General features: G+C 73.5%; 15 protein-coding genes, 1 pseudogene and 1 riboswitch. Of the genes and pseudogenes, 7 read left to right on the top strand and 9 right to left on the bottom strand.

What is annotated here, in order from left to right:
- Positions 1–428: 428 nt before the first annotated feature.
- The 4 genes and pseudogenes from ACFVFH_RS23235 to ACFVFH_RS23250 form a co-directional block, all read right to left on the bottom strand.
- Positions 429–739, bottom strand: a pseudogene (locus tag ACFVFH_RS23235) (transposase); the annotation flags it as partial.
- 53 nt (positions 740–792) lie between these two features.
- The gene (locus ACFVFH_RS23240; protein ID WP_383771838.1) at positions 793–1,293 is read right to left on the bottom strand and encodes a nucleoside deaminase; all 501 of its coding nucleotides are present in this window, start codon (positions 1,291–1,293) and stop codon (positions 793–795) included.
- 108 nt (positions 1,294–1,401) lie between these two features.
- Complete coding sequence (gene cynS / locus ACFVFH_RS23245) at positions 1,402–1,872, bottom strand: cyanase (RefSeq protein ID WP_383771840.1); 471 nt, start codon at positions 1,870–1,872, stop codon at positions 1,402–1,404.
- A gap of 67 nt (positions 1,873–1,939) precedes the next feature.
- Complete coding sequence (locus tag ACFVFH_RS23250; RefSeq protein ID WP_383771842.1) at positions 1,940–2,539, bottom strand: carbonic anhydrase; 600 nt, start codon at positions 2,537–2,539, stop codon at positions 1,940–1,942.
- Between the two features lie 235 nt (positions 2,540–2,774).
- On the opposite strand from ACFVFH_RS23250, the gene cynR reads away from it, so the two are divergent.
- The 3 genes from cynR to ACFVFH_RS23265 all read left to right on the top strand — a co-directional run bounded on the left by cynR (position 2,775) and on the right by ACFVFH_RS23265 (position 5,688).
- On the top strand, positions 2,775–3,728 hold the full coding sequence (cynR, locus tag ACFVFH_RS23255; RefSeq protein ID WP_383771844.1) for a transcriptional regulator CynR: 954 nt from the start codon (positions 2,775–2,777) through the stop codon (positions 3,726–3,728).
- Positions 3,729–3,744: 16 nt separating this feature from the next.
- Positions 3,745–4,392, top strand: coding sequence for a GntR family transcriptional regulator (locus ACFVFH_RS23260; protein WP_383771846.1), 648 nt, complete (start codon positions 3,745–3,747; stop codon positions 4,390–4,392).
- Between the two features lie 357 nt (positions 4,393–4,749).
- On the top strand, positions 4,750–5,688 hold the full coding sequence (locus ACFVFH_RS23265; protein WP_383771848.1) for a peptidase: 939 nt from the start codon (positions 4,750–4,752) through the stop codon (positions 5,686–5,688).
- Positions 5,689–5,823: 135 nt separating this feature from the next.
- Here ACFVFH_RS23265 and tsaD read toward each other — a convergent pair whose 3' ends face one another.
- Complete coding sequence (gene tsaD, locus ACFVFH_RS23270) at positions 5,824–6,930, bottom strand: tRNA (adenosine(37)-N6)-threonylcarbamoyltransferase complex transferase subunit TsaD (RefSeq protein ID WP_383771850.1); 1,107 nt, start codon at positions 6,928–6,930, stop codon at positions 5,824–5,826.
- 136 nt (positions 6,931–7,066) lie between these two features.
- Between tsaD and cbiE the strand changes: the two genes are divergently transcribed.
- Positions 7,067–8,368: a precorrin-6y C5,15-methyltransferase (decarboxylating) subunit CbiE gene (gene cbiE / locus ACFVFH_RS23275; protein ID WP_383771852.1), complete on the top strand. Its 1,302-nt coding sequence runs from the start codon at positions 7,067–7,069 to the stop codon at positions 8,366–8,368.
- The gene (gene cobM, locus ACFVFH_RS23280; RefSeq protein ID WP_383771854.1) at positions 8,365–9,114 is read left to right on the top strand and encodes a precorrin-4 C(11)-methyltransferase; all 750 of its coding nucleotides are present in this window, start codon (positions 8,365–8,367) and stop codon (positions 9,112–9,114) included. The genes cbiE and cobM overlap by 4 nt, the downstream gene beginning before the upstream one ends.
- Before the next feature lie 25 nt (positions 9,115–9,139).
- Here the strand turns inward: cobM and ACFVFH_RS23285 are convergent, their stop codons facing one another.
- On the bottom strand, positions 9,140–10,255 hold the full coding sequence (locus ACFVFH_RS23285) for a cobalt-precorrin-5B (C(1))-methyltransferase (RefSeq protein ID WP_383771856.1): 1,116 nt from the start codon (positions 10,253–10,255) through the stop codon (positions 9,140–9,142).
- Between the two features lie 11 nt (positions 10,256–10,266).
- On the opposite strand from ACFVFH_RS23285, the gene ACFVFH_RS23290 reads away from it, so the two are divergent.
- Positions 10,267–11,055: a cobalt-precorrin-6A reductase gene (locus tag ACFVFH_RS23290; protein ID WP_383771858.1), complete on the top strand. Its 789-nt coding sequence runs from the start codon at positions 10,267–10,269 to the stop codon at positions 11,053–11,055.
- Here ACFVFH_RS23290 and ACFVFH_RS23295 read toward each other — a convergent pair.
- The 3 genes from ACFVFH_RS23295 to cobG all read right to left on the bottom strand — a co-directional run bounded on the left by ACFVFH_RS23295 (position 11,040) and on the right by cobG (position 14,557).
- Positions 11,040–12,545: a precorrin-2 C(20)-methyltransferase gene (locus tag ACFVFH_RS23295; protein ID WP_383771860.1), complete on the bottom strand. Its 1,506-nt coding sequence runs from the start codon at positions 12,543–12,545 to the stop codon at positions 11,040–11,042. The genes ACFVFH_RS23290 and ACFVFH_RS23295 overlap by 16 nt on opposite strands.
- Positions 12,546–12,547: 2 nt before the next feature.
- Complete coding sequence (locus ACFVFH_RS23300; protein ID WP_383771862.1) at positions 12,548–13,174, bottom strand: precorrin-8X methylmutase; 627 nt, start codon at positions 13,172–13,174, stop codon at positions 12,548–12,550.
- Between the two features lie 63 nt (positions 13,175–13,237).
- Positions 13,238–14,557: a precorrin-3B synthase gene (cobG, locus tag ACFVFH_RS23305; RefSeq protein WP_383772114.1), complete on the bottom strand. Its 1,320-nt coding sequence runs from the start codon at positions 14,555–14,557 to the stop codon at positions 13,238–13,240.
- A 103-nt stretch (positions 14,558–14,660) separates the two neighbouring features.
- A riboswitch (cobalamin riboswitch) is annotated at positions 14,661–14,733 on the top strand.
- A gap of 90 nt (positions 14,734–14,823) precedes the next feature.
- Between cobG and cobN the strand changes: the two genes are divergently transcribed.
- Entirely contained in the window at positions 14,824–18,420 is a 3,597-nt protein-coding gene (gene cobN, locus ACFVFH_RS23310; RefSeq protein WP_383771864.1) for a cobaltochelatase subunit CobN, read from the top strand.
- Positions 18,421–18,606 lie beyond the last annotated feature (186 nt).

Raw genomic sequence — 18,606 nt, forward strand, 5'->3', positions numbered from 1 at the left:
GGCCGAGTCGACGGTAGCCGGACAGCCACGACATCGTGCGCTCGATCACCCACCTGCGACGGCCCAACCGCCTGCTGGACTCGATGCCTTTGCGGGCGATGCGCACGCCAATGCGCTTGTCGCGTAACCATTTACGCTGGTGAGGGATGTCGTGGGCCTTGTCGCCGTGGAGTCGTGGGGCTTGAAGCAGCGGCTGCGATGGGGATCGTGTCTCGTTCGGTGACCGGTCACCATCGGCTTCAGTCCTTCGCTGTCGTGGACGTCGGCCGCTGAGACGCCGACAACCAGGGCAGTCCGTTCGCGTCCGACAGGACGTGCATCCCGGAACCCGGCTTGCCTCGGTCCACGGGGCTCGGACCTGTTTGTGCGCCCCTTTTTCAGCCCTCACGTGGGCGGAGTCGAGGACGACACGGGAGACATCGATTGGGTACGGCAGGACGTCGAGTCGACGCCGACCACGCTCCTCGATCCGGCCCGCGAGGCCGGCGTCGGCCCGGACGGTACACAGGATCCGGTCCCACGTGCCGTCCGCCGATCAGTGCCGGTGCCGTTCATAAACGGTCTTCCAGCTGCCGAAACGCTCGGGCAGGTCCCGCCACGGTATGCCCGTCCGGACCCGGAACAAGATTCCGTCGATCACCCTGCGGTGGTCGTTCCACCGTCCCCTACGCGGTCCCGCCGCCGGTGAGTGCGGCTCCAGCCGCACCCACTCGGCATTCGTCAGATCACCCCGCCCCATGCCAGACACAACGACCCAGCGATCCGACAGTTGCGTGATCCGCCGGACACTGCCTAGGCGGCCGTCGGCGCCCCCGGGACGTGGCGGTCGCCGCCGTTGTGCTGCTGCCAGAGCCGGTACACGTCGACGGCACCGTCATGCGGCTCGTGGCGCATGGGGAGCCGCCGTTCGGTGTAGTCCTTGGCGAACTCGCCGTAGAAGGTTTCGAGTTCGAAGTACTTGCGGTCGTCCACGTAGTGCTGCTTGTAGGTGTCACGGGTGGTGAGGAAGACGACCTCGTCGGGGGAGCAGTAGTACAGCGACCCCAGGCACATCGGGCAGGGGTGGGCGAGCACGTAGATGGTCGCGCCGACCAGGTGCTCGGTGCCGAGCTTCCGGCAGGCGTCCCGGATGGCGAGGATCTCGGCGTGGGCGGTGGGGTCGTTGGTCTGGGCGACCCTGTTGGGGCTTTCGGCGAGGATCTCGCCGTCCTTGACGATGACGGTGGCGAAGGGGCGTCCGCCCTCCTCCACGTTCTTGCGGGCGATGTCGATGGTGCGCTGGGCGAAGTCCACAGGAGGTCCTTGGGGGAGCGGTTGGTGGTGCGGGGCGGGGAGCCGGGGCGGGCCGGACTCACACGGTGCGGTGGGTCCGGCCCGCCCGGGACGGTGTGCCGGCCGGGGTCAGAACGGCTTGGTGGGGAGGTACTTGCCGTCGAGGGTGATGACGGCGCGCTCGCCGCCCTCGGGGTCGGCGACCTTCTTCACGTCGAGCCTGAAGTTGATCGCGGAGATGATGCCGTCGCCGAACTCCTCGTGGACCAGGGCCTTGAGGGTGGTGCCGTAGACCTGGAGCATCTCGTAGAAGCGGTAGATGGTCGGGTCGGTGGGAATGCCGCCGGGGATCGATCCGCGGGTCGGGATGGTCTGCAGGAGCATCGCCGCGTCCTCGTCGAGGCCGAGGAGTTCGGCGACGGCCTCGGCGGAGTGCTCCGGAAGAGCGTGCTGACCGAGCACGGCGGCGGTGACGAAGGCGACCGACAGACCTGCGGCGTCGGCGATCTGCTGCCAGGTCAGGTCCTTGCGGGTCTTCGCCTCGACGGCGGCGACGGAGAGGGCCTGGCGGGCGGTGGGGTCGAACTGGGCGTGTGCCATGGCGGGGATTCCTTTCGGGGCGCCGGCCTCGATGTGCGGCCGGGCGGTCTTGGGGGTGAGGGGGTGGTCAGGCCGCGACCGGGTCGGCGTCTACCGGCTCGACGGTTCCGGTGGCGATGTCGAACACCCAGCCGTGCAGCGTGAGCGTCCGTTCCGCCAGGGCGCGGGTGACGGAGGGGTGGGTGGTGAGGTTCCGCAGTTGCGCGGCCACGTTCGCCCGGACCAGGGCGGCCACCCTGGCCGGTCCCGACGCGGTTGGAGCGGCGGCGGTCCGGGCCCGAGCGGCGTCCGCGTGCCGCAGCCAGCCGGCGACGACCGGCGCGGCACTGAGATCGTGCTCCTCGGCCAGGGCGGTCATCGCACCGCAGGAGGAGTGGCCGCAGATGACGATGTCGGTCACGTGCAGTACGGCGACGGCGTACTCGATGCTCGCCGCGATGCCGTCCGAACCGGCCGCGTGGGCGGGAACGAGATTGCCCGCGGTGCGGATCACGAACAGCTCACCGGGATCGCTCTGGGTGATCAGCTCGGGGACCACGCGGGCGTCCGAGCAGCCGATGAACAGGGTTTTCGGCCGGTGCGTCGTGGCCAGGTGGGCGAAGAGCCCCGCCTTGGCCGGAAAGACGTCGCGGTGGAAACGCGCGAGGCCGTCCGTGAAGTCCTGCATCGGTCACTCCTTTCGGTGGGGTGTCGGCCCGAGGGGCTGACGAGATCCACCATGCATGACCTGTGCCTATAGTGTCCAAGTCTTGTTATCCATCATCTTTATAGATTGCATCAATACCTCGGGGCTTGGTGGCTCCGCTCCGGACGTCCCACGAGTCATGTCATGGAGGGAAGGGGGTCATAGGTGGCAGGGTGCCCGCTCCGGCGTATCGATTGATCCTCTCTATACTTCGTGCATGGGTCCGGAACTGCGTCATCTCCGCTATCTGATCGCGGTGGCCGAGCACGGCAACTTCACGCGTGCCGCCGAAGAGCTGCGCATCTCGCAGCCGACGCTGTCGCAGCAGATCAAGCAGCTGGAGCGGGTCGTCGGCGTCCAGCTGCTCGACCGCGGCGGCCGCGGTGTCCGCCCCACCGACGCGGGCGAGGCCTATGTGCACTACGCCCGACGCGCGCTGCGGGAACTGGCGGCCGCCGACCGCGCCGTCCTCGACGTCGCGGACCTCTCCCGGGGACATCTGCGCCTGGCGGTGACGCCGACCTTCACCGCCTACCTCGTCGGCCCGCTCGTGGAGGCGCTGCATACCCGCCACCCCGGCATCACGCTGGAGCTGCGGGAGATGACGCAGGACCGTATCGAGGCGGGTCTGCTGGCCGACGACCTCGACCTGGGGATCGCCTTCGAGGGGCCCCATCCGCCGGGCGTCACCCCGACCGCGCTGTTCACCGAGACCCTCAGCCTCGTCGTCGCCACGTCCCGAGCCGAGGCCCGGGGCGACCGGCCACTGCCGGTACGGGACCTGGCCGACCAGCGACTCGCGCTGCTCAGCAGCGACTTCGCCACCCGGAGCCATATCGAGGGCTACTTCGCCGGGCACCGCGTCAGCCCGCCGATCGCCGTGGAGGCCAACACCATCCAGGCCCTCACGGAAATCGTCCGGCGCGCCGGCACGCTGGCCACCGTGCTGCCCGACGCGATCACGGACGACCACCCCCATCTCGCCCCCATCCCCATCGACCCCCCGCTGCCCACCCGCGTCGCCACCCTGCTGCACCGGGAGAGCGCCTACGAGAGCGCCGCCGCCCGCGCCTTCACCCGGCTCGCGCGCGACCTGGTCCGTGCCCGCGGTTACGCACCGGCCCGGCAAGCCCGTGCCGCGGACGGCGTACCGGATGCGCACACCGAGTGATGAGAGAATCGAGCACATGACAGGGTCTGGGGACTTCGAGCCCGAGTCGGAACGGGTCACGCGCCAGCTGCGTGACGAGATCATCGACGGTGTGCGGGAGCCGGGCAGCAAACTCGTCGAGCGCGAACTCGCCGCGGAGCTGGGGGTGAGCAGGCTGCCCGTACGGGAGGCTCTCAAGGCCCTGGTCACCGAGGGGCTGGTGACGCCCAGGCCGCGGACCTGGGCCGTCGTGAGGGAGTTCACCGAGGCGGACGTCGAAGACCTCGACGAGGTGCGCGCGGCCCTGGAGGCCCTCACCTTCCGGCTCGCCGCCCAACGGCGCACCCGGGCGGGGCTGGAGAAGCTCCGCGCGGATCTCGACGCCGAGCTGAAGGCGGCCGGCAAGGGAGACGCCGTACGGGCCCGCCGGGCCGCCGCCGACTTCCACGAGACGGTGACGGCCCTGGCCGACAACGAGCTCCTGAACGAGCTCCAGAGCACCCTGCGCAGCAGGATGCGCTGGCTGCTCGGACAGCACGACGACCTCGAAGGCGTCGCGCGGGAACACGAGGGCCTGTACCGGGCGATCGCGGAGCGCGACGCGGTGGGCGTCGAGCAGCTGGCCGGCAAGCACCTGGTGACGGGCCGCAACGCGGCGGCCGCCCGGCGCCGGCAGCAGGGCTGAGCGGCACGACGGACCCGGAGTGCCGGCCCGCTGTCCTTCCGGCCCGCGGGCCCTGCGGACTCCGGCCGGTCCCTCCCCGCGCGGCAGTGCGCCGTCCCCCCCGGGAGGCGGCGGGCAGCGACGGCCCCGGCCCGGCGCCCGAAGCCGCTGGTGTCCGGGCGACAGGTTCCCGTGCGGGCGCCGGCCGAGCCATTGGCTCCCGGGCGGGCGACAGGTGCGCCGGTCGCGCCTCCGACGCCGCGCCGTCATGCCAACATCCGCTGATGCCGACGGAGTTGACCGATTTCCGGTCCTTCTCCGGTCCGGGCTGACACAGTGTGGGGTGCCGGTTCCATCTCCCGAACCAGAGAGGTACCCATGCGCTTACGTCGATTCACCCGCACCACCCTCACCGCGTGCGCCGCGGCAGCGAGTCTGTGCGCGGCGCTGATGCCGGTCACGGCCGCCGCACAGGAGCGGCCGACCGGTTCCCCGGCCGGTTCCGGGACCGCCCGGGTCGTCAACACCGACTCGCGCGCCCGGCTCGACGCCTACTGGACCCCGGCGCGGATCCGCGCGGCCCGGCCGATGCCCGTGCCCGAGGCCGGCTCCGAGGCACGGCCTCCGAGCGGCGCGACCGTTGCACGGGGCGGCGACCCGGTGCACGTACCCGCGACGAGACCCCGGACGGACTCGGGGGTCCGGACCCGGGCCAGTGTGTGGGGGACGGTGGGGCGCCTCTACTTCACGATCCCCGGCAAGGGCGACTACATCTGCTCTGGCAACGTTGTCACGAGCAACAACCGTTCGGTGGTGGCGACCGCGCGGCACTGCGGCTTCGGTGAAGGCGGCACCAACTACCGCTTCGCACCCAACTACAACAAGGGCAACGCCCCCTACGGCTGGTGGGGCTGGCGCAGCGCGGGCTGGGTCACCGGAGGCGGCCAGGAGAACGACAACGCCTTCCTCGTCCTGGACACCCCGGACGGCCGCCATGTGCAGGACGTCGTCGGCTCCACCGGGCTCGGCTTCAACTGGTCCAGCAACTACGCGCACATCATCGGTCTGCCGGCCGACAAGGACTACGCGGTGTGGTGCGAGGGGCAGGGGTACTCGGGCCCCGGCGGACAGCGCCTGATGGACAACTGCAACGGCCTGTCCGGCGGGGCGAGCGGCGGCGCCTGGATCGAGAACTACCAGTCCGACGGCAACGCCATACAGACCGGCGCCTACTCCGGCAGTTACGGAGCGGCTGCGGCCACGTCCGCGTACGGAAACGCCGCGCACGACGTCTGGAACGGCGCCCAGAACGCCTGACCGGGCCGGTCCTCCCGTTCGCGTACCGCTCCGGGGCCGGGCCCCGGAGCGGTCACCGGCCGATGTTCCGATGCCGGGCCGTCTCCGTAGTGTCCCGGTCATGGATGCCGATGAGGTGCGGGTCTCCGTCGCGGCTCACCGCCGCGCGCTCCCGGCCACCGGGTCCGGGTGACCGGCGGTCCCCGTGGTGTCGCGGGCGACCGGATGCAGTGCGGCGTACTCCAGGGGCGCCGACGGGTCGACGGACACGTCCAGCGGCGCCGGTCGTGCGCCCGCGCGGACCAGCAGGTCCCCGACCGCGGCGATCATCGCGCCGTTGTCGGTGCACAGCCGCAGCGGCGGCACGCGCAGGGTGATCCCGGCGGCCCGGCACCGCTCCCCGGCCAGGGCGCGCACGCGGGAGTTGGCGGCCACGCCGCCCACCACGACCAGCGTGCCCACGCCGTACGCGCCGCAGGCGGCCACGGCCTTGCGGGTCAGCACATCCGCGACGGACTCCTGGAGCGCGGCGGCCCCGTCGGCCAGCGGGAGCCGGGCCCCGCGGATCCGGTGCTGCTCCGCCCAGCGGGCCGCGGCGGTCTTCAGCCCGGAGAAGGAGAACGCGTAGGGCGCGTCGCCCGGCCCGGTGAGCGGACGCGGGAACGCCACCGCGCCCGGGTCGCCCGTCCGCGCCGCCCGGTCGATGGCCGGACCGCCCGGATAGGGCAGGCCGAACGCGCGGGCGACCTTGTCGAAGCACTCGCCGGCCGCGTCGTCGAGGGTGTCCCCGAGGTGCAGGATCGGATCGCGGGCCAGATCGCGCACGAGCAGCAGGGACGTGTGGCCGCCGGACACGATCAGGACCACGCACGGATCGGGCAGCGGGCCGTGCTCCAGGGTGTCGGCGGCCACATGCCCGGCCAGGTGGTGCACCCCGTGGAGCGGTACGCCCAGCGCGTACGCGAGCCCCTTCGCACCGGCCAGGCCGACCTGGAGCGCCCCCGACAGGCCGGGGCCCGTGGTGACGGCGACCGCGTCGATGTCCTTCATGCGCAGCCCCGCTTCGGCCAGGGCCCGGGACACCACCGGGGTCAGCGACGAGACATGCGCACGGGCCGCGATCTCCGGAACGACCCCGCCGAACCGCGCGTGCTCGTCCATGCTCGACGCCACCGCCTGCCCGAGCAGTTGCCCGTCGCGGACGAGACCCGCGCCGGTCTCGTCGCACGACGACTCGATTCCGAGCACCACCGGAGACCCCACAGCACACTCCTGCACTTCATGATTAGTTGCGAACCCTGTGCAATAAGGGTACGGGGGCGGCCACCTGGCCACGGCCCGCGCACGGCCGGACAGTAGAGTTCGGCTGCGTCATCCCCTGAACACCGAGGTACCGGCCGTGACTCTCGCTCCACCCGCCCCACCCGCCCCACCTGCGGTGACCGTCGTGGGAATCGGCGCCGACGGATGGGCGGGACTGACCGACGCGGCGCGCGCGGCGCTGGCCGAAGCCCAGGTGCTCATCGGCGGCGCCCGTCAACTCGGGCTGCTCCCGCCGTCCTGCCGGGGGCGGCGGGTGCCGTGGCCCTCGCCGCTGCGGCCCGCCGTGCCCGGCCTGCTCGCCGCGCACGCCGGGGCGCGGATCGCCGTCCTGGCCAGCGGCGACCCGATGTTCTACGGCATCGGCCGGGCCCTCACCGAGGTGCTCGGCCCCGGTGTGCCGAGGATCCTGCCCCACCCGTCGTCCGTGTCCTACGCCTGCGCCCGGATCGGCTGGCCGGTCGAGGACACCGAGACCGTCACCCTGGTCGGCCGCCCCGCCGCACGGCTCGCCGCCGCACTGCACGACGGACGGCGGGTGCTCGTCCTCAGCGCGGACGCCGACACCCCGGCCGCGGTCGCCGGACTGCTGCGGGAACAGGGCTTCGGCCCGAGCCGGATGCGCGTGCTCGAACAGCTCGGCGGGGCGGACGAGGCATGCCTGGAGGGCACCGCGGACCACTGGCCGCACCCCCCGGGCGACCCGCTGAACGTCATCGCCGTCGAATGCCTCCGTGCCCCCGGCGCACCGCGCCTCGGCGCCGTCCCCGGCCTGCCCGACGAGGCGTACGAGCACGACGGGCAGCTCACCAAGCGGCACATCCGGGCCGCGACCCTCGGTGTGCTCGCGCCCGCCCCCGGCGAACTCCTCTGGGACATCGGCGGAGGCTCGGGATCCATCGCGGTCGAATGGATGCGGAGCCACCCGACCTGCCGGGCGATCACCGTGGAACGCGACCCCGCACGGGCCGCGCGCATCGTGCGCAACGCCGACCGCCTCGGCGTGCCGGCCCTGCGGGTGGTCCCCGGAAGGGCCCCGGACGAGCTGTCCGGCCTCCCCGCTCCCGACGCCGTGTTCATCGGCGGCGGGCTGACCGCGCCCGGCCTGCTCGACGCCTGCTGGGACGCGCTGGCACCCGGCGGCCGACTGGTCGCCAACACCGTCACCCTGGAGTCCGAGGCGCTGCTCGCCCAGGCGCACCGCCGCCACGGCGGCGACCTGGTCCGGCTCGCGGTCGCCCACGCCGTGCCGGTCGGCGGCTTCACCGGCTGGCGGCAGGCCATGCCGGTCACCCAGTGGTCCGTGCACAAACCCTCGACCCGTACCGAAGCGGACAGCTCAGCACAGGAGCCCGCGCAAGACCCAGGAGACAACGCATGACCGTCTATTTCATCGGCGCGGGCCCGGGGGCGGCCGACCTGATCACCGTGCGCGGCGCCCGCACGCTCGCCGCCTGCGGGGTCTGCCTGTACGCGGGCAGCCTGGTGCCCGCGGAACTGCTCGCCGAATGCCCACCCAACGCCCGTCTGGTGGACACCGCGCAGCTCGACATCGACCAGATCACCGCCGAGCTGACGGCCGCGCACCGGGCCGGCCACGACGTGGCCCGGCTGCACTCGGGCGACCCCTCGGTGTTCAGCGCGGTCAACGAGCAGATGCGGCGGCTCGACGAGGCCGGTGTCCCGTACGAGGTGGTGCCCGGCGTGCCCGCGTTCGCGGCGGCCGCCGCCGCGCTCAAGCGCGAACTGACCGTGCCGACCGTCGGCCAGACCGTCATCCTCACCCGCGTCGCCCACCGCGCGACCGCGATGCCACCGGGCGAGGACCTGGCCACGCTGGGCCGCAGCGGCGCCCTGATCGTGCTGCACCTCGCCGCCCGGTACGTGGACCGCGTCGTCGAGGAGCTGCTGCCGCACTACGGGGCCGACTGCCCGGCCGCCGTCGTGGCACTGGCCTCACGCCCGGACGAACTCGTCCTGCGCGGAACCCTCGACGACATCGCCGGGCAGGTGAAGGCGGCGGGCGTGCTCCGCACCGCCGTCATCATGGTCGGCCGCACCCTGGGCGCCGAGCAGTTCCGCGACAGCCACCTCTACTCGCCCGCCCGCGACCGCCACAGCTGCTGAGCCGCCGCATCGGCCGGGCGGCCGGTCAGCGCACGCTGCTGCGCCCGACGACCGTGCCCGCCCGGTCGATGCAGATGACGTCCACGGCGACCGGCGAGCCCCGCAGCACCGACAGCGCCTCGTCCCGCGCCGCCACGGCCACCAGGTCCCCGAGCGGCACACCCCGCGCGAGACACAGCTGGAGCGCCGCGAGACCCGTGTTCGCGACCGCCACCTCGGCCGCCAGCGCCTCGTCGGCACCTCCCCGCCGGGCCAGTCGGGCCAGGAAGGGCTTGTCGACCTGGGACCGGCCCGAGTGCAGGTCCAGATGGCCGGCGGCCAGCTTCGACAGCTTCGCGAACCCGCCGCAGACCGTCAGCCGGTCCACCGGATGACGCCGTACGTACTTCAGCACCGCGCCCGCGAAGTCCCCCATGTCGAGCAGCGCGATCTCCGGCAGCCCGTACTCGGACACCACCGTTTTCTCCGAGGTGGAACCCGTGCACCCCGCCACATGGGTGTGACCCGCCGCACGGGCCACGTCCACACCGCGCCGGATCGAGTCGATCCACGCCGAGCAGGAGTACGGCACCACGACACCGGTCGTACCGAGGATGGAGAGACCGCCCAGGATGCCCAGGCGCGGATTCCAGGTGGAACGGGCGATCTCCTCGCCGTCGTCCACCGACACGGTGACCTCGACGTCCCCCGAGCCCCGGTGCTCCGCCGCCACCCGCGCGATGTGGTCCTGGATCATCCGCCGCGGCACGGGATTGATCGCCGGCTCCCCGACGTCGAGCGGCAGCCCGGGAAGGGTGACCGTGCCCACACCGGGCCCGGCCCGGAACACCACCCCCGAGCCCGGCGGCAGCTTGCGCACGGTCACCCGGACGAGGGCGCCGTGCGTCACGTCGGGATCGTCGCCCGCGTCCTTGACCACCCCGGCCGTGGCCCGGCCCCCGGCCAGCTCCTCCACCGCGAGCGCGAAAGCGGGCGTCTGCCCCTTGGGTAGGGTGATCGTCACCGGGTCGGGGAAGTCACCCGACAACAGGGCCGTGTACGCGGCGGTGGCCGCCGCGGTCGCACAGGCGCCCGTGGTCCAGCCGGGCCGCAGACCGGTGTGTTTCAGCTGGGCGTCGCGTCCGCCCCCGCTCTCACCCATGGATGGATCCGATGCACGTACTCGTACTCGGCGGCACGACGGAGGCCCGCCGGCTCGCCGAGTCGCTGGTGGAACTGCTCCCGGCCGGTGCCCGGCTGACGAGTTCGCTCGCCGGACGCGTCCTGGGCCCGAGGCTCCCGCCGGGCGAGGTCCGCATCGGCGGCTTCGGCGGAGCCGACGGACTCGCCGCATGGCTGCGTACGCACCAGGTGGACGTGCTCATCGACGCCACCCATCCTTTCGCCGGGACGATCAGTTTCAACGCGGCAGCGGCCGCCGCTGCCGCCCATGTTCCCCTGCTGGCACTGCGCAGGCCCGGCTGGGTGCCGGGCGACGGCGACGACTGGCACCCGGCCGGTTCCCTCGCCGAGGCCGCGGCGGCCCTGCCCGCGCTGGGGCGGCGGGTGTTCCTCACGACCGGGCGCACGGGGCTCGCCGCCTTCGCGGATCTGGACGAGCTGTGGTTCCTGATGCGCTCGGTGGACGCCCCGGAGCAGCCGCACCCCGCCCGCATGGAGGTCCTGCTCGACCGGGGCCCGTTCACCCTGGACGGGGAACGCGAGCTGATCCGCCGCCACCGCATCGACGTCGTCGTCACGAAGGACAGCGGGGGAGCCGCCACCGCCCCCAAACTCACCGCGGCCCGCGAGGCGGGAATCCCGGTGGTGGTGGTGCGGCGGCCCCCCGCACCCCCGGGCGTCCCGGTCGTCGACGGCCCGGAAACCGCCGTGGAGTGGCTGCGCGCACACCTCCCCCACGGCCCGCGGCCGACGGCCGCCCGTACTCAGCCCTCCGGATAGCGGCGGGGCGTCCAGACGATCTGCTCCCCGCCGGCACGCCGGACCCAGCGGGTCTGCGAGGAGCCGACCAGCAGGATCGTGCGCATGTCGACCTCGGCGGGATCGAGATCGCCCAGACGGACCGTCCGCACGCTCTCGGCCGGGCCGCCCACGTCCCGGCCGAGGACCACCGGAGTGTCCGGCGAGCGGTGTTCGAGCAGCAGATCGCGTGCCTTGCCCACCTGCCACGTCCGGCTCCGCGAACCGGGGTTGTACAGCGCGAGCACCAGATCCGCCGAGGCGGCCGCCCGCAGCCGCTCCGCGATCACCTCCCACGGCTTGAGCCGGTCGGAGAGCGACAGCGCGGCATAGTCGTGGCCCAGCGGCGCACCCGCGCGGGCGGCCGCGGCGTTGGCCGCCGTCACCCCCGGCAGCACCCGCACCGGCACCTGCGCGTACGCGTCCTGGGAGGCCACCTCCAGGACGGCCGTCGCCATGGCGAAGACCCCGGGGTCACCGCCGGACACCACGGCCACCCGCCGCCCCCGCCGGGCCAGATCGAGGGCGAACTCGGCACGTTCCGACTCGACCTTGTTGTCCGAGCCGTGGCGCACCTGCCCCGGACGCACCGGCACCCGGTCCAGATACGTGGTGTAGCCGACCAGGTCGTCGGCGGCGGCCAGCGCGCCGCGCGTCTCGGGCGTCAGCCACAGCGGCCCGGCCGGGCCGGTACCCACCACGGTCACCCCGCCGCCCTCCGGGCCGCGTTCGGGACTCCGCGCCCCGATCCGGCTGGGCAGCACCGCGACCGCGAAGTACGGCACCGAACCCGCGTCGACCTCGGCCAGGTCGCCCACGCGCTCCCCGGACATCGTGGCGCGCTCGGCGTACCGCGCCTCGGGCAGCCGCCCGGACGCCTCGAACGCGCGGCGCACCGCGGGAAACGTCCGGCCCAGCTTCATGACCACGGCCGCGTCGGTCGCCGCGAGCCGGGCGGTCAGCTCCTCCTCCGGCAGCGTGCCGGGCAGGATGGTCAGCACCTCCTCGCCCTCGACGAGCGGGGTACCGAGCCGCGCGGCCGCCGCGCTGACCGAGGTGACCCCCGGGATCACCTCGGTCGGGTAGCGGTCCGCGAGACGCTTGTGCATGTGCATGTACGAGCCGTAGAACAGCGGGTCGCCCTCGGCGAGCACGGCGACCGTGCGCCCGGCGTCCAGGTGCACCGCCAGGCGGGCCGCCGCCTCGGCGTAGAACTCCTCCATCGCCCCCCGGTAGCCGCCCGGGTGGTCCGTGGTCTCCGTCGTGACGGGGTAGACCAGCGGCTCCTCCACATGGTCGGCGCGGATGTGCTTCGCCGCGATGGACCGGGCGATGGACCGCCCGTGCCGGGCGCTGTGATAGGCGATGACATCGGCCTCGGCGATGACCTCCACCGCGCGTACGGTCATCAGGGCCGGATCGCCGGGACCGAGCCCGACCCCGTACAGGCGGCCCGTCTGCTGCTCGCTCACGTCTACTCTTCCTCGCTGGCGATCGCGTTGAGGGCGGCGGCCGCGATGGCGCTGCCGCCGCGACGGCCCCGGACTATCAGGTGCTCAAGACCGGACGGGTGCGCGGCCAGGGCGTCCTTCGACTCGGCGGCACCGATGAAACCGACCGGCACACCGATGACGGCGGCGGGGCGCGGCGCGCCCTCCTCGACCATCTCCAGCAGCCGGAACAGCGCGGTCGGCGCGTTGCCGACGGCGACCACCGCGCCCTCCAGCCGGTCCCGCCACAGCTCCAGCGCGGCGGCGCTGCGGGTGGTGCCCATCCGCTTCGCGAGTTCCGGCACCGACGGGTCGGACAGGGTGCACACCACCTCGTTGTCCGCGGGCAGCCGCTTGCGGGTGACACCGCTGGCGACCATGGCCACATCGCACAGGATGGGCGCACCGGCCCGCAGAGCGGCACGGGCACGGGCGACCGCGTCCGGCGTGAAAGCGAGATCGCGGACGAGGTCGACCATCCCGCAGGCGTGGATCATGCGGACCGCGACCTGGCTCACATCGGCGGGCAGACCGGCCAGATCCGCCTCCGCGCGGATCGTGGCGAAGGACTGGCGATAGATCGCCGGTCCGTCCTTCTCGTACTGGTGCACAGTGCTTTCGCTCTCTTCCTCGGGCGTGCGGGGGTCGGGTACAAGGGGTGGGTGCGTACGGGGTCAGCCGTGCGCGCGGCGGGCCGCGGCCACCGCGGCGGCGAGCCCGCCGGAGCCGTCGGGAACGCTCACGGGGGCGTCCCGCACCTCGCCCCGCACGAGGGTGATCCGGTGCCCGTCGGGGGTGGCGACGACATCGACCCACTCACCGCGCGGATGACCGCACCGGCGTTCGCACCCCGACCAGTACACCGGCAGCGGGCCCACGGGACCCACCACGGCCGCCGCCTGGCCCCGCACATCGGCCAGCGACCTGGCGCAGCCGGGCCGGCCGATGCAGGCACCCACTCCGGACCAGGGGGAGTCGGGTCCGACGACGAGGCCGGTGGCGGCCAGTTCGTCCAGCAGCCCCGCCGACTCCGAAGCCCGGACCCCGGGCACGACCACGCCGCGCCACGGTGTCAGCCGCAGCTCGCCGCGGCCCCGGCGCCGGGCCGTGTCCGTCAGCACCCGCCACTGCTCCGGGCCGACGCGGCCCAGCGGGATCCCGACGCAGAGCGCGGCCGTGCCGTCCGGGCCGGTCACGACGCCGGGGGCGGGGCCCCCGGAGCCGCTCGGGCAGGCGTGGTCCTCGACGGCGAGGCCGCCCGGGACCGTCTCCCGCAGCCGTCGGACGACTTCCTCGCGCAGGGCGTCCGCGCCGCCGGGCAGATCCGGCACCCGCCAGGCGCCGGTGCCCGCCGCCCGGTCGAGGAAGGCCTCGGCCGCCACCAGGGCGGCCCGCGGCGCCCGCGCGCCGGGAATCCGCACCGTGGCCGCGGCGGTGCCGATCCGCAGCAGCGCCGTCGCGTCGTCCCGCGCCAGCAGCGTCACATCGCCGCCCAGCGCGTCCACATCGCCCCGGCCGTCGTCGAGCACGAACAGGAACCTGCCCGACAGGCCCGCCGTCCTCCCGCTCGCGCACAGCAGCGCGTCCAGCTCCCGCAGCCAGGGCCCGACGTCCCGCGCGCCCCGGCCGTCGAGACCGGAGAGCGGCGACGCCACGATGTTGCGTATCCGCTCATGGCGCGCGGAGGGCAGCAGCCCCGCCTCGCCCAGCCGCCCGGCCAGTTCGCCGCCGCAGTCCGGACGCAGTCCGCGCAGTTGGACGTTGCCACGCGAAGTGAGATGCAACTCACCGTCACCCAGGCTCTCCGCCGCCGCTCCCAGAGCCTTCGCCCGCGCCGCCGTCAGCAGACCGCCCGGCACCCGGACACGGGCCAGCGAGCCGTCGTCCGCCCGGTGCAGCCGCAGCGTGCCGGGACAGGCGTCACCGCGGTCCCGGGGAGAGGAGTCTCCCGGCGGTGAGGGCGAAGTGGCTGGTCGGGGCATGGCGGCGAGCATACCGACCATCTCACCAGATCCCTATGTCCCCACCGTCTGACCGGCCCTTACTATGCCTAGTGACGGGCCAGCCGGCCCGTCGTCGCCACAGACGGCGACAGGGGAGGAAGTCCGGTGCGAGCCCGGCACGGTCCCGCCACTGTGAGTCCGGCCACGGCCGGGCGAGTCAGGAACTCCCTTCCCCGGCCCTCGACCCCGTTCGAGCAGGGGAACTCCATTCCGACACCGCCCGGGGCGTGGACACCCCGAGGAAGGCCCGACGCCGCATGATCCTGCTCCTGTCGACGTCCGACACCGACCTGCTCAGCGCCCGCGCCTCGGACGGCCCGGTCTCCTACCGCTTCGCCAACCCCTCCCGGCTCCCGCTCCAGGACCTGCCCGAGCTCCTGGACGGCGCCGATCTGGTCGTCGTGCGCCTCCTCGGTGGCGTACGTGCCTGGCAGGACGGCCTCGACCAGGTGCTCGCCACCGGACGTCCCGTCGTGGTCCTCACCGGCGAACAGGCCCCCGACGCCCAGCTGATGGCCGCCTCGACGGTGCCCATCGGCATCGCCGCCGAGGCCCACGCCTATCTGGCCCACGGCGGCCCCGCCAACCTCGACCAGCTGGCCCGCTTCCTCTCCGACACCGTCCTGCTCACCGGCCACGGTTTCGCACCGCCCGCCCCCGCACCCTCCTGGGGCCCGCTGGAGCGCACCCCCGGCCGCACCGACGGCCCGGTCGTCGCCGTGCTCTACTACCGCGCCCACCACATGAGCGGCAACACCGCGTTCATCGAGGCCCTCTGCCGTGCCGTCGAGGACGCGGGCGCCCGCGCGCTGCCGCTGTACGTCGCCTCGCTGCGCACCCCGGAGCCCGAACTCATCGAGGCGCTGCGCGCCGCCGACGTGATCGTGACCACCGTCCTCGCCGCGGGCGGCACCCGGCCCGCCGAGGCATCCGCCGGCGGTGACGACGAGTCCTGGGACGCGGGCGTCCTCAGCGGCCTCGACGTCCCCATCCTCCAGGCCCTCTGCCTCACCGGTTCACGCACCGACTGGGAGGGCAACGACGAGGGCGTCTCCCCGCTCGACGCCGCCAGCCAGATCGCGGTCCCCGAGTTCGACGGCCGCCTGATCACCGTCCCCTTCTCGTTCAAGGAGATCGACGAGGACGGCCTGCCCGCGTACGTCGCCGACACCGAGCGCGCCGCCCGCGTCGCCGGGATCGCCGTGCGCCACGCCCGGCTGCGCCACATCCCGGCCGCCGAGAAGCGGATCGCGCTCGTGCTGTCCGCGTACCCGACCAAGCACTCCCGGATCGGGAACGCCGTCGGCCTCGACACCCCCGCCAGCGCCGTCGCCCTGCTGCGCCGACTCCGCGCCGAGGGGTACGACTTCGGCACCGAGGAGGTCCCCGGCCTGGTGTCCGGAGACGGCGACGAGCTGATCCGCGCGCTGATCGAGGCGGGCGGCCACGACCAGGAGTGGCTGACCGAGGAACAGCTGGCCCGCAACCCGGTCCGCATCCCGGCCGCCGACTACCGCCGCTGGTACGCGACCCTCCCGGCCGAGCTCCGCGAGGCCGTCGAGGAGCACTGGGGTCCCGCCCCGGGCGAGATGTTCGTGGACCGGTCCCGCAACCCGGAGGGCGACATCGTGCTCGCCGCCCTGCGCCACGGCAACCTGCTCGTCCTCATCCAGCCGCCGCGCGGCTTCGGCGAGAACCCGATCGCGATCTACCACGACCCCGATCTGCCGCCCTCGCACCACTACTTGGCCGCCTACCGCTGGATCGCCGCCCCGGCCGACGACAACGGCTTCGGCGCCGACGCGATGATCCACCTCGGCAAGCACGGCAACCTGGAGTGGCTGCCCGGAAAGAACGCCGGCCTCTCCGCCGCCTGCGGACCCGACGCCGCCCTCGGCGACCTCCCGCTGATCTACCCGTTCCTGGTCAACGACCCGGGCGAGGGGACCCAGGCCAAGCGGCGCGTCCACGCCACCCTGGTGGACCACCTGGTCCCGCCGATGGCACGTGCCGACAGCTACGGGGACATCGCCCGGCTCGAACAACTCCTGGACGAGCACGCCCAGATCGCGGCGATGGACCCGGCGAAGCTCCCGGCGATCCGCGCACAGATCTGGACCCTGATCCAGGCCGCCAAGCTCGACCACGACCTGGGGCTGGAGGACCGCCCCGAGGACGAGGGCTTCGACGAGTTCATCATGCATCTCGACGGCTGGCTCTGCGAGATCAAGGACGCCCAGATCCGTGACGGCCTGCATGTCCTGGGCGGTGCCCCGGCCGGTGCCGACCGGGTCAACCTCGTCCTCGCGATCCTGCGCGCCCGTCAGATCTGGGGTGGCACGGCCTCGCTGCCGGGGCTGCGCGAGGCCCTGGGGCTCGACGAGTCCGCCGCGACCCGGGTCACCGCCGACGAGGCCGAGGAGCGGGCCCGCGCCCTGGTGCAGGCGATGGAGGACGCGGACTGGTCGCCGGAGGCCGTCGACGGCGTGGCCGCGGGGCACCCGAGTGCGGTCGCCGACATCCTCGCCTTCGCGGCCCGCGAGGTGGTTCCGCGGCTGGCCGCCACCACCGACGAACTCGACCACACCCTGCACGCGCTGGACGGCGGCTTCGTCCCCGCCGGTCCTTCCGGCTCCCCGCTCCGCGGTCTGGTCAACGTCCTGCCGACCGGCCGCAACTTCTACTCGGTCGACCCCAAGGCCGTGCCCTCGCGCCTGGCCTGGGAGACCGGCCAGGCCCTGGCCGACTCACTGCTGGAGCGCTACCGCACCGACAACGGCGACTGGCCCACCTCGGTCGGCCTCTCCCTGTGGGGCACCAGCGCGATGCGCACCGCCGGTGACGACGTCGCCGAGGCCTTCGCCCTGCTCGGCGTCCGCCCCGTCTGGGACGACGCCTCACGCCGTGTCACCGGGCTGGAGGCGATCCCGCCCGCCGAGCTCGGCCGCCCCCGCATCGACGTCACCCTGCGCATCAGCGGCTTCTTCCGCGACGCCTTCCCGCACACCATCGGCCTCCTCGACGACGCGGTCCGCCTCGCCGCCTCCCTGGACGAACCCGCCGAGCAGAACCACGTGCGCGCCCACACCCAGGCCGACCTGGCCGCCCACGGTGACGAACGCCGCGCCACCACCCGTATCTTCGGCTCCCGCCCGGGTACGTACGGCGCCGGTCTGCTCCAGCTCATCGACTCCCGCGACTGGCGCACCGACGCGGACCTCGCCGAGGTCTACACGGTGTGGGGCGGCTACGCCTACGGGCGCGAGCTCGACGGGCGGCCGGCCCGCGAGGAGATGGAGACGGCGTACAAGCGGATCGCGGTCGCGGCGAAGAACACCGACACCCGCGAGCACGACATCGCCGACTCGGACGACTACTTCCAGTACCACGGCGGGATGGTGGCCACCGTCCGCGCCCTGCGCGGCACCGCGCCGGAGGCGTACATCGGAGACTCCACCCGTCCCGAGACGGTCCGCACCCGCACCCTGGTGGAGGAGACCTCGCGGGTCTTCCGCGCCCGGGTGGTGAACCCCAAGTGGATCGAGGCGATGCGGCGGCACGGCTACAAGGGGGCCTTCGAGCTCGCCGCCACCGTCGACTACCTCTTCGGCTACGACGCCACCACGGGCGTGGTCGCCGACTGGATGTACGACAAGCTCACCGAGACGTACGTCCTGGACCCGACCAACCGCGAGTTCCTCCAGCAGGCCAATCCCTGGGCCCTGCACGGCATCGCGGAACGCCTCCTGGAGGCGGAGTCCCGCGGCATGTGGGCCAAGCCCGACCCGGCCGTCCTCGAAGCGCTGCGCCAGGCGTACCTGGAGACGGAGGGCAACCTGGAGGGCGAGGACTGACGGTCGTCGACACGGGCCCCGGCCGCACCCGCGGCCGGGGCCCGTCGGCGTGTCCGGTGGAGGCCGCGGCGGGGGACCGGTGCGGTGGTTCGGCCGTACGGGGGGTGTGCGGCGGGCCCGGCGGCGCCGCCCCGGACGGACGTACCGCCGGGCGGAGGGGCGTCACCCGTTTTGTCCCCGGGCATA

It is taken from the genome of Streptomyces sp. NPDC057697 (assembly GCF_042799335.1).
Taxonomy (GTDB): domain Bacteria; phylum Actinomycetota; class Actinomycetes; order Streptomycetales; family Streptomycetaceae; genus Streptomyces.

Excerpts from the sequence above, each read along its gene's own strand:
- cynS (WP_383771840.1), bottom strand. The coding sequence starts at position 1,872 with ATGGCACACGCCCAGTTCGACCCCACCGCCCGCCAGGCCCTCTCCGTC.
- ACFVFH_RS23250 (WP_383771842.1), bottom strand. The coding sequence starts at position 2,539 with ATGCAGGACTTCACGGACGGCCTCGCGCGTTTCCACCGCGACGTCTTT.
- cynR (WP_383771844.1), top strand. The coding sequence starts at position 2,775 with ATGGGTCCGGAACTGCGTCATCTCCGCTATCTGATCGCGGTGGCCGAG.
- ACFVFH_RS23260 (WP_383771846.1), top strand. The coding sequence starts at position 3,745 with ATGACAGGGTCTGGGGACTTCGAGCCCGAGTCGGAACGGGTCACGCGC.
- ACFVFH_RS23265 (WP_383771848.1), top strand. The coding sequence starts at position 4,750 with ATGCGCTTACGTCGATTCACCCGCACCACCCTCACCGCGTGCGCCGCG.
- cobM (WP_383771854.1), top strand. The coding sequence starts at position 8,365 with ATGACCGTCTATTTCATCGGCGCGGGCCCGGGGGCGGCCGACCTGATC.
- ACFVFH_RS23285 (WP_383771856.1), bottom strand. The coding sequence starts at position 10,255 with ATGGGTGAGAGCGGGGGCGGACGCGACGCCCAGCTGAAACACACCGGT.
- ACFVFH_RS23290 (WP_383771858.1), top strand. The coding sequence starts at position 10,267 with ATGCACGTACTCGTACTCGGCGGCACGACGGAGGCCCGCCGGCTCGCC.
- cobG (WP_383772114.1), bottom strand. The coding sequence starts at position 14,557 with ATGCTCGCCGCCATGCCCCGACCAGCCACTTCGCCCTCACCGCCGGGA.
- cobN (WP_383771864.1), top strand. The coding sequence starts at position 14,824 with ATGATCCTGCTCCTGTCGACGTCCGACACCGACCTGCTCAGCGCCCGC.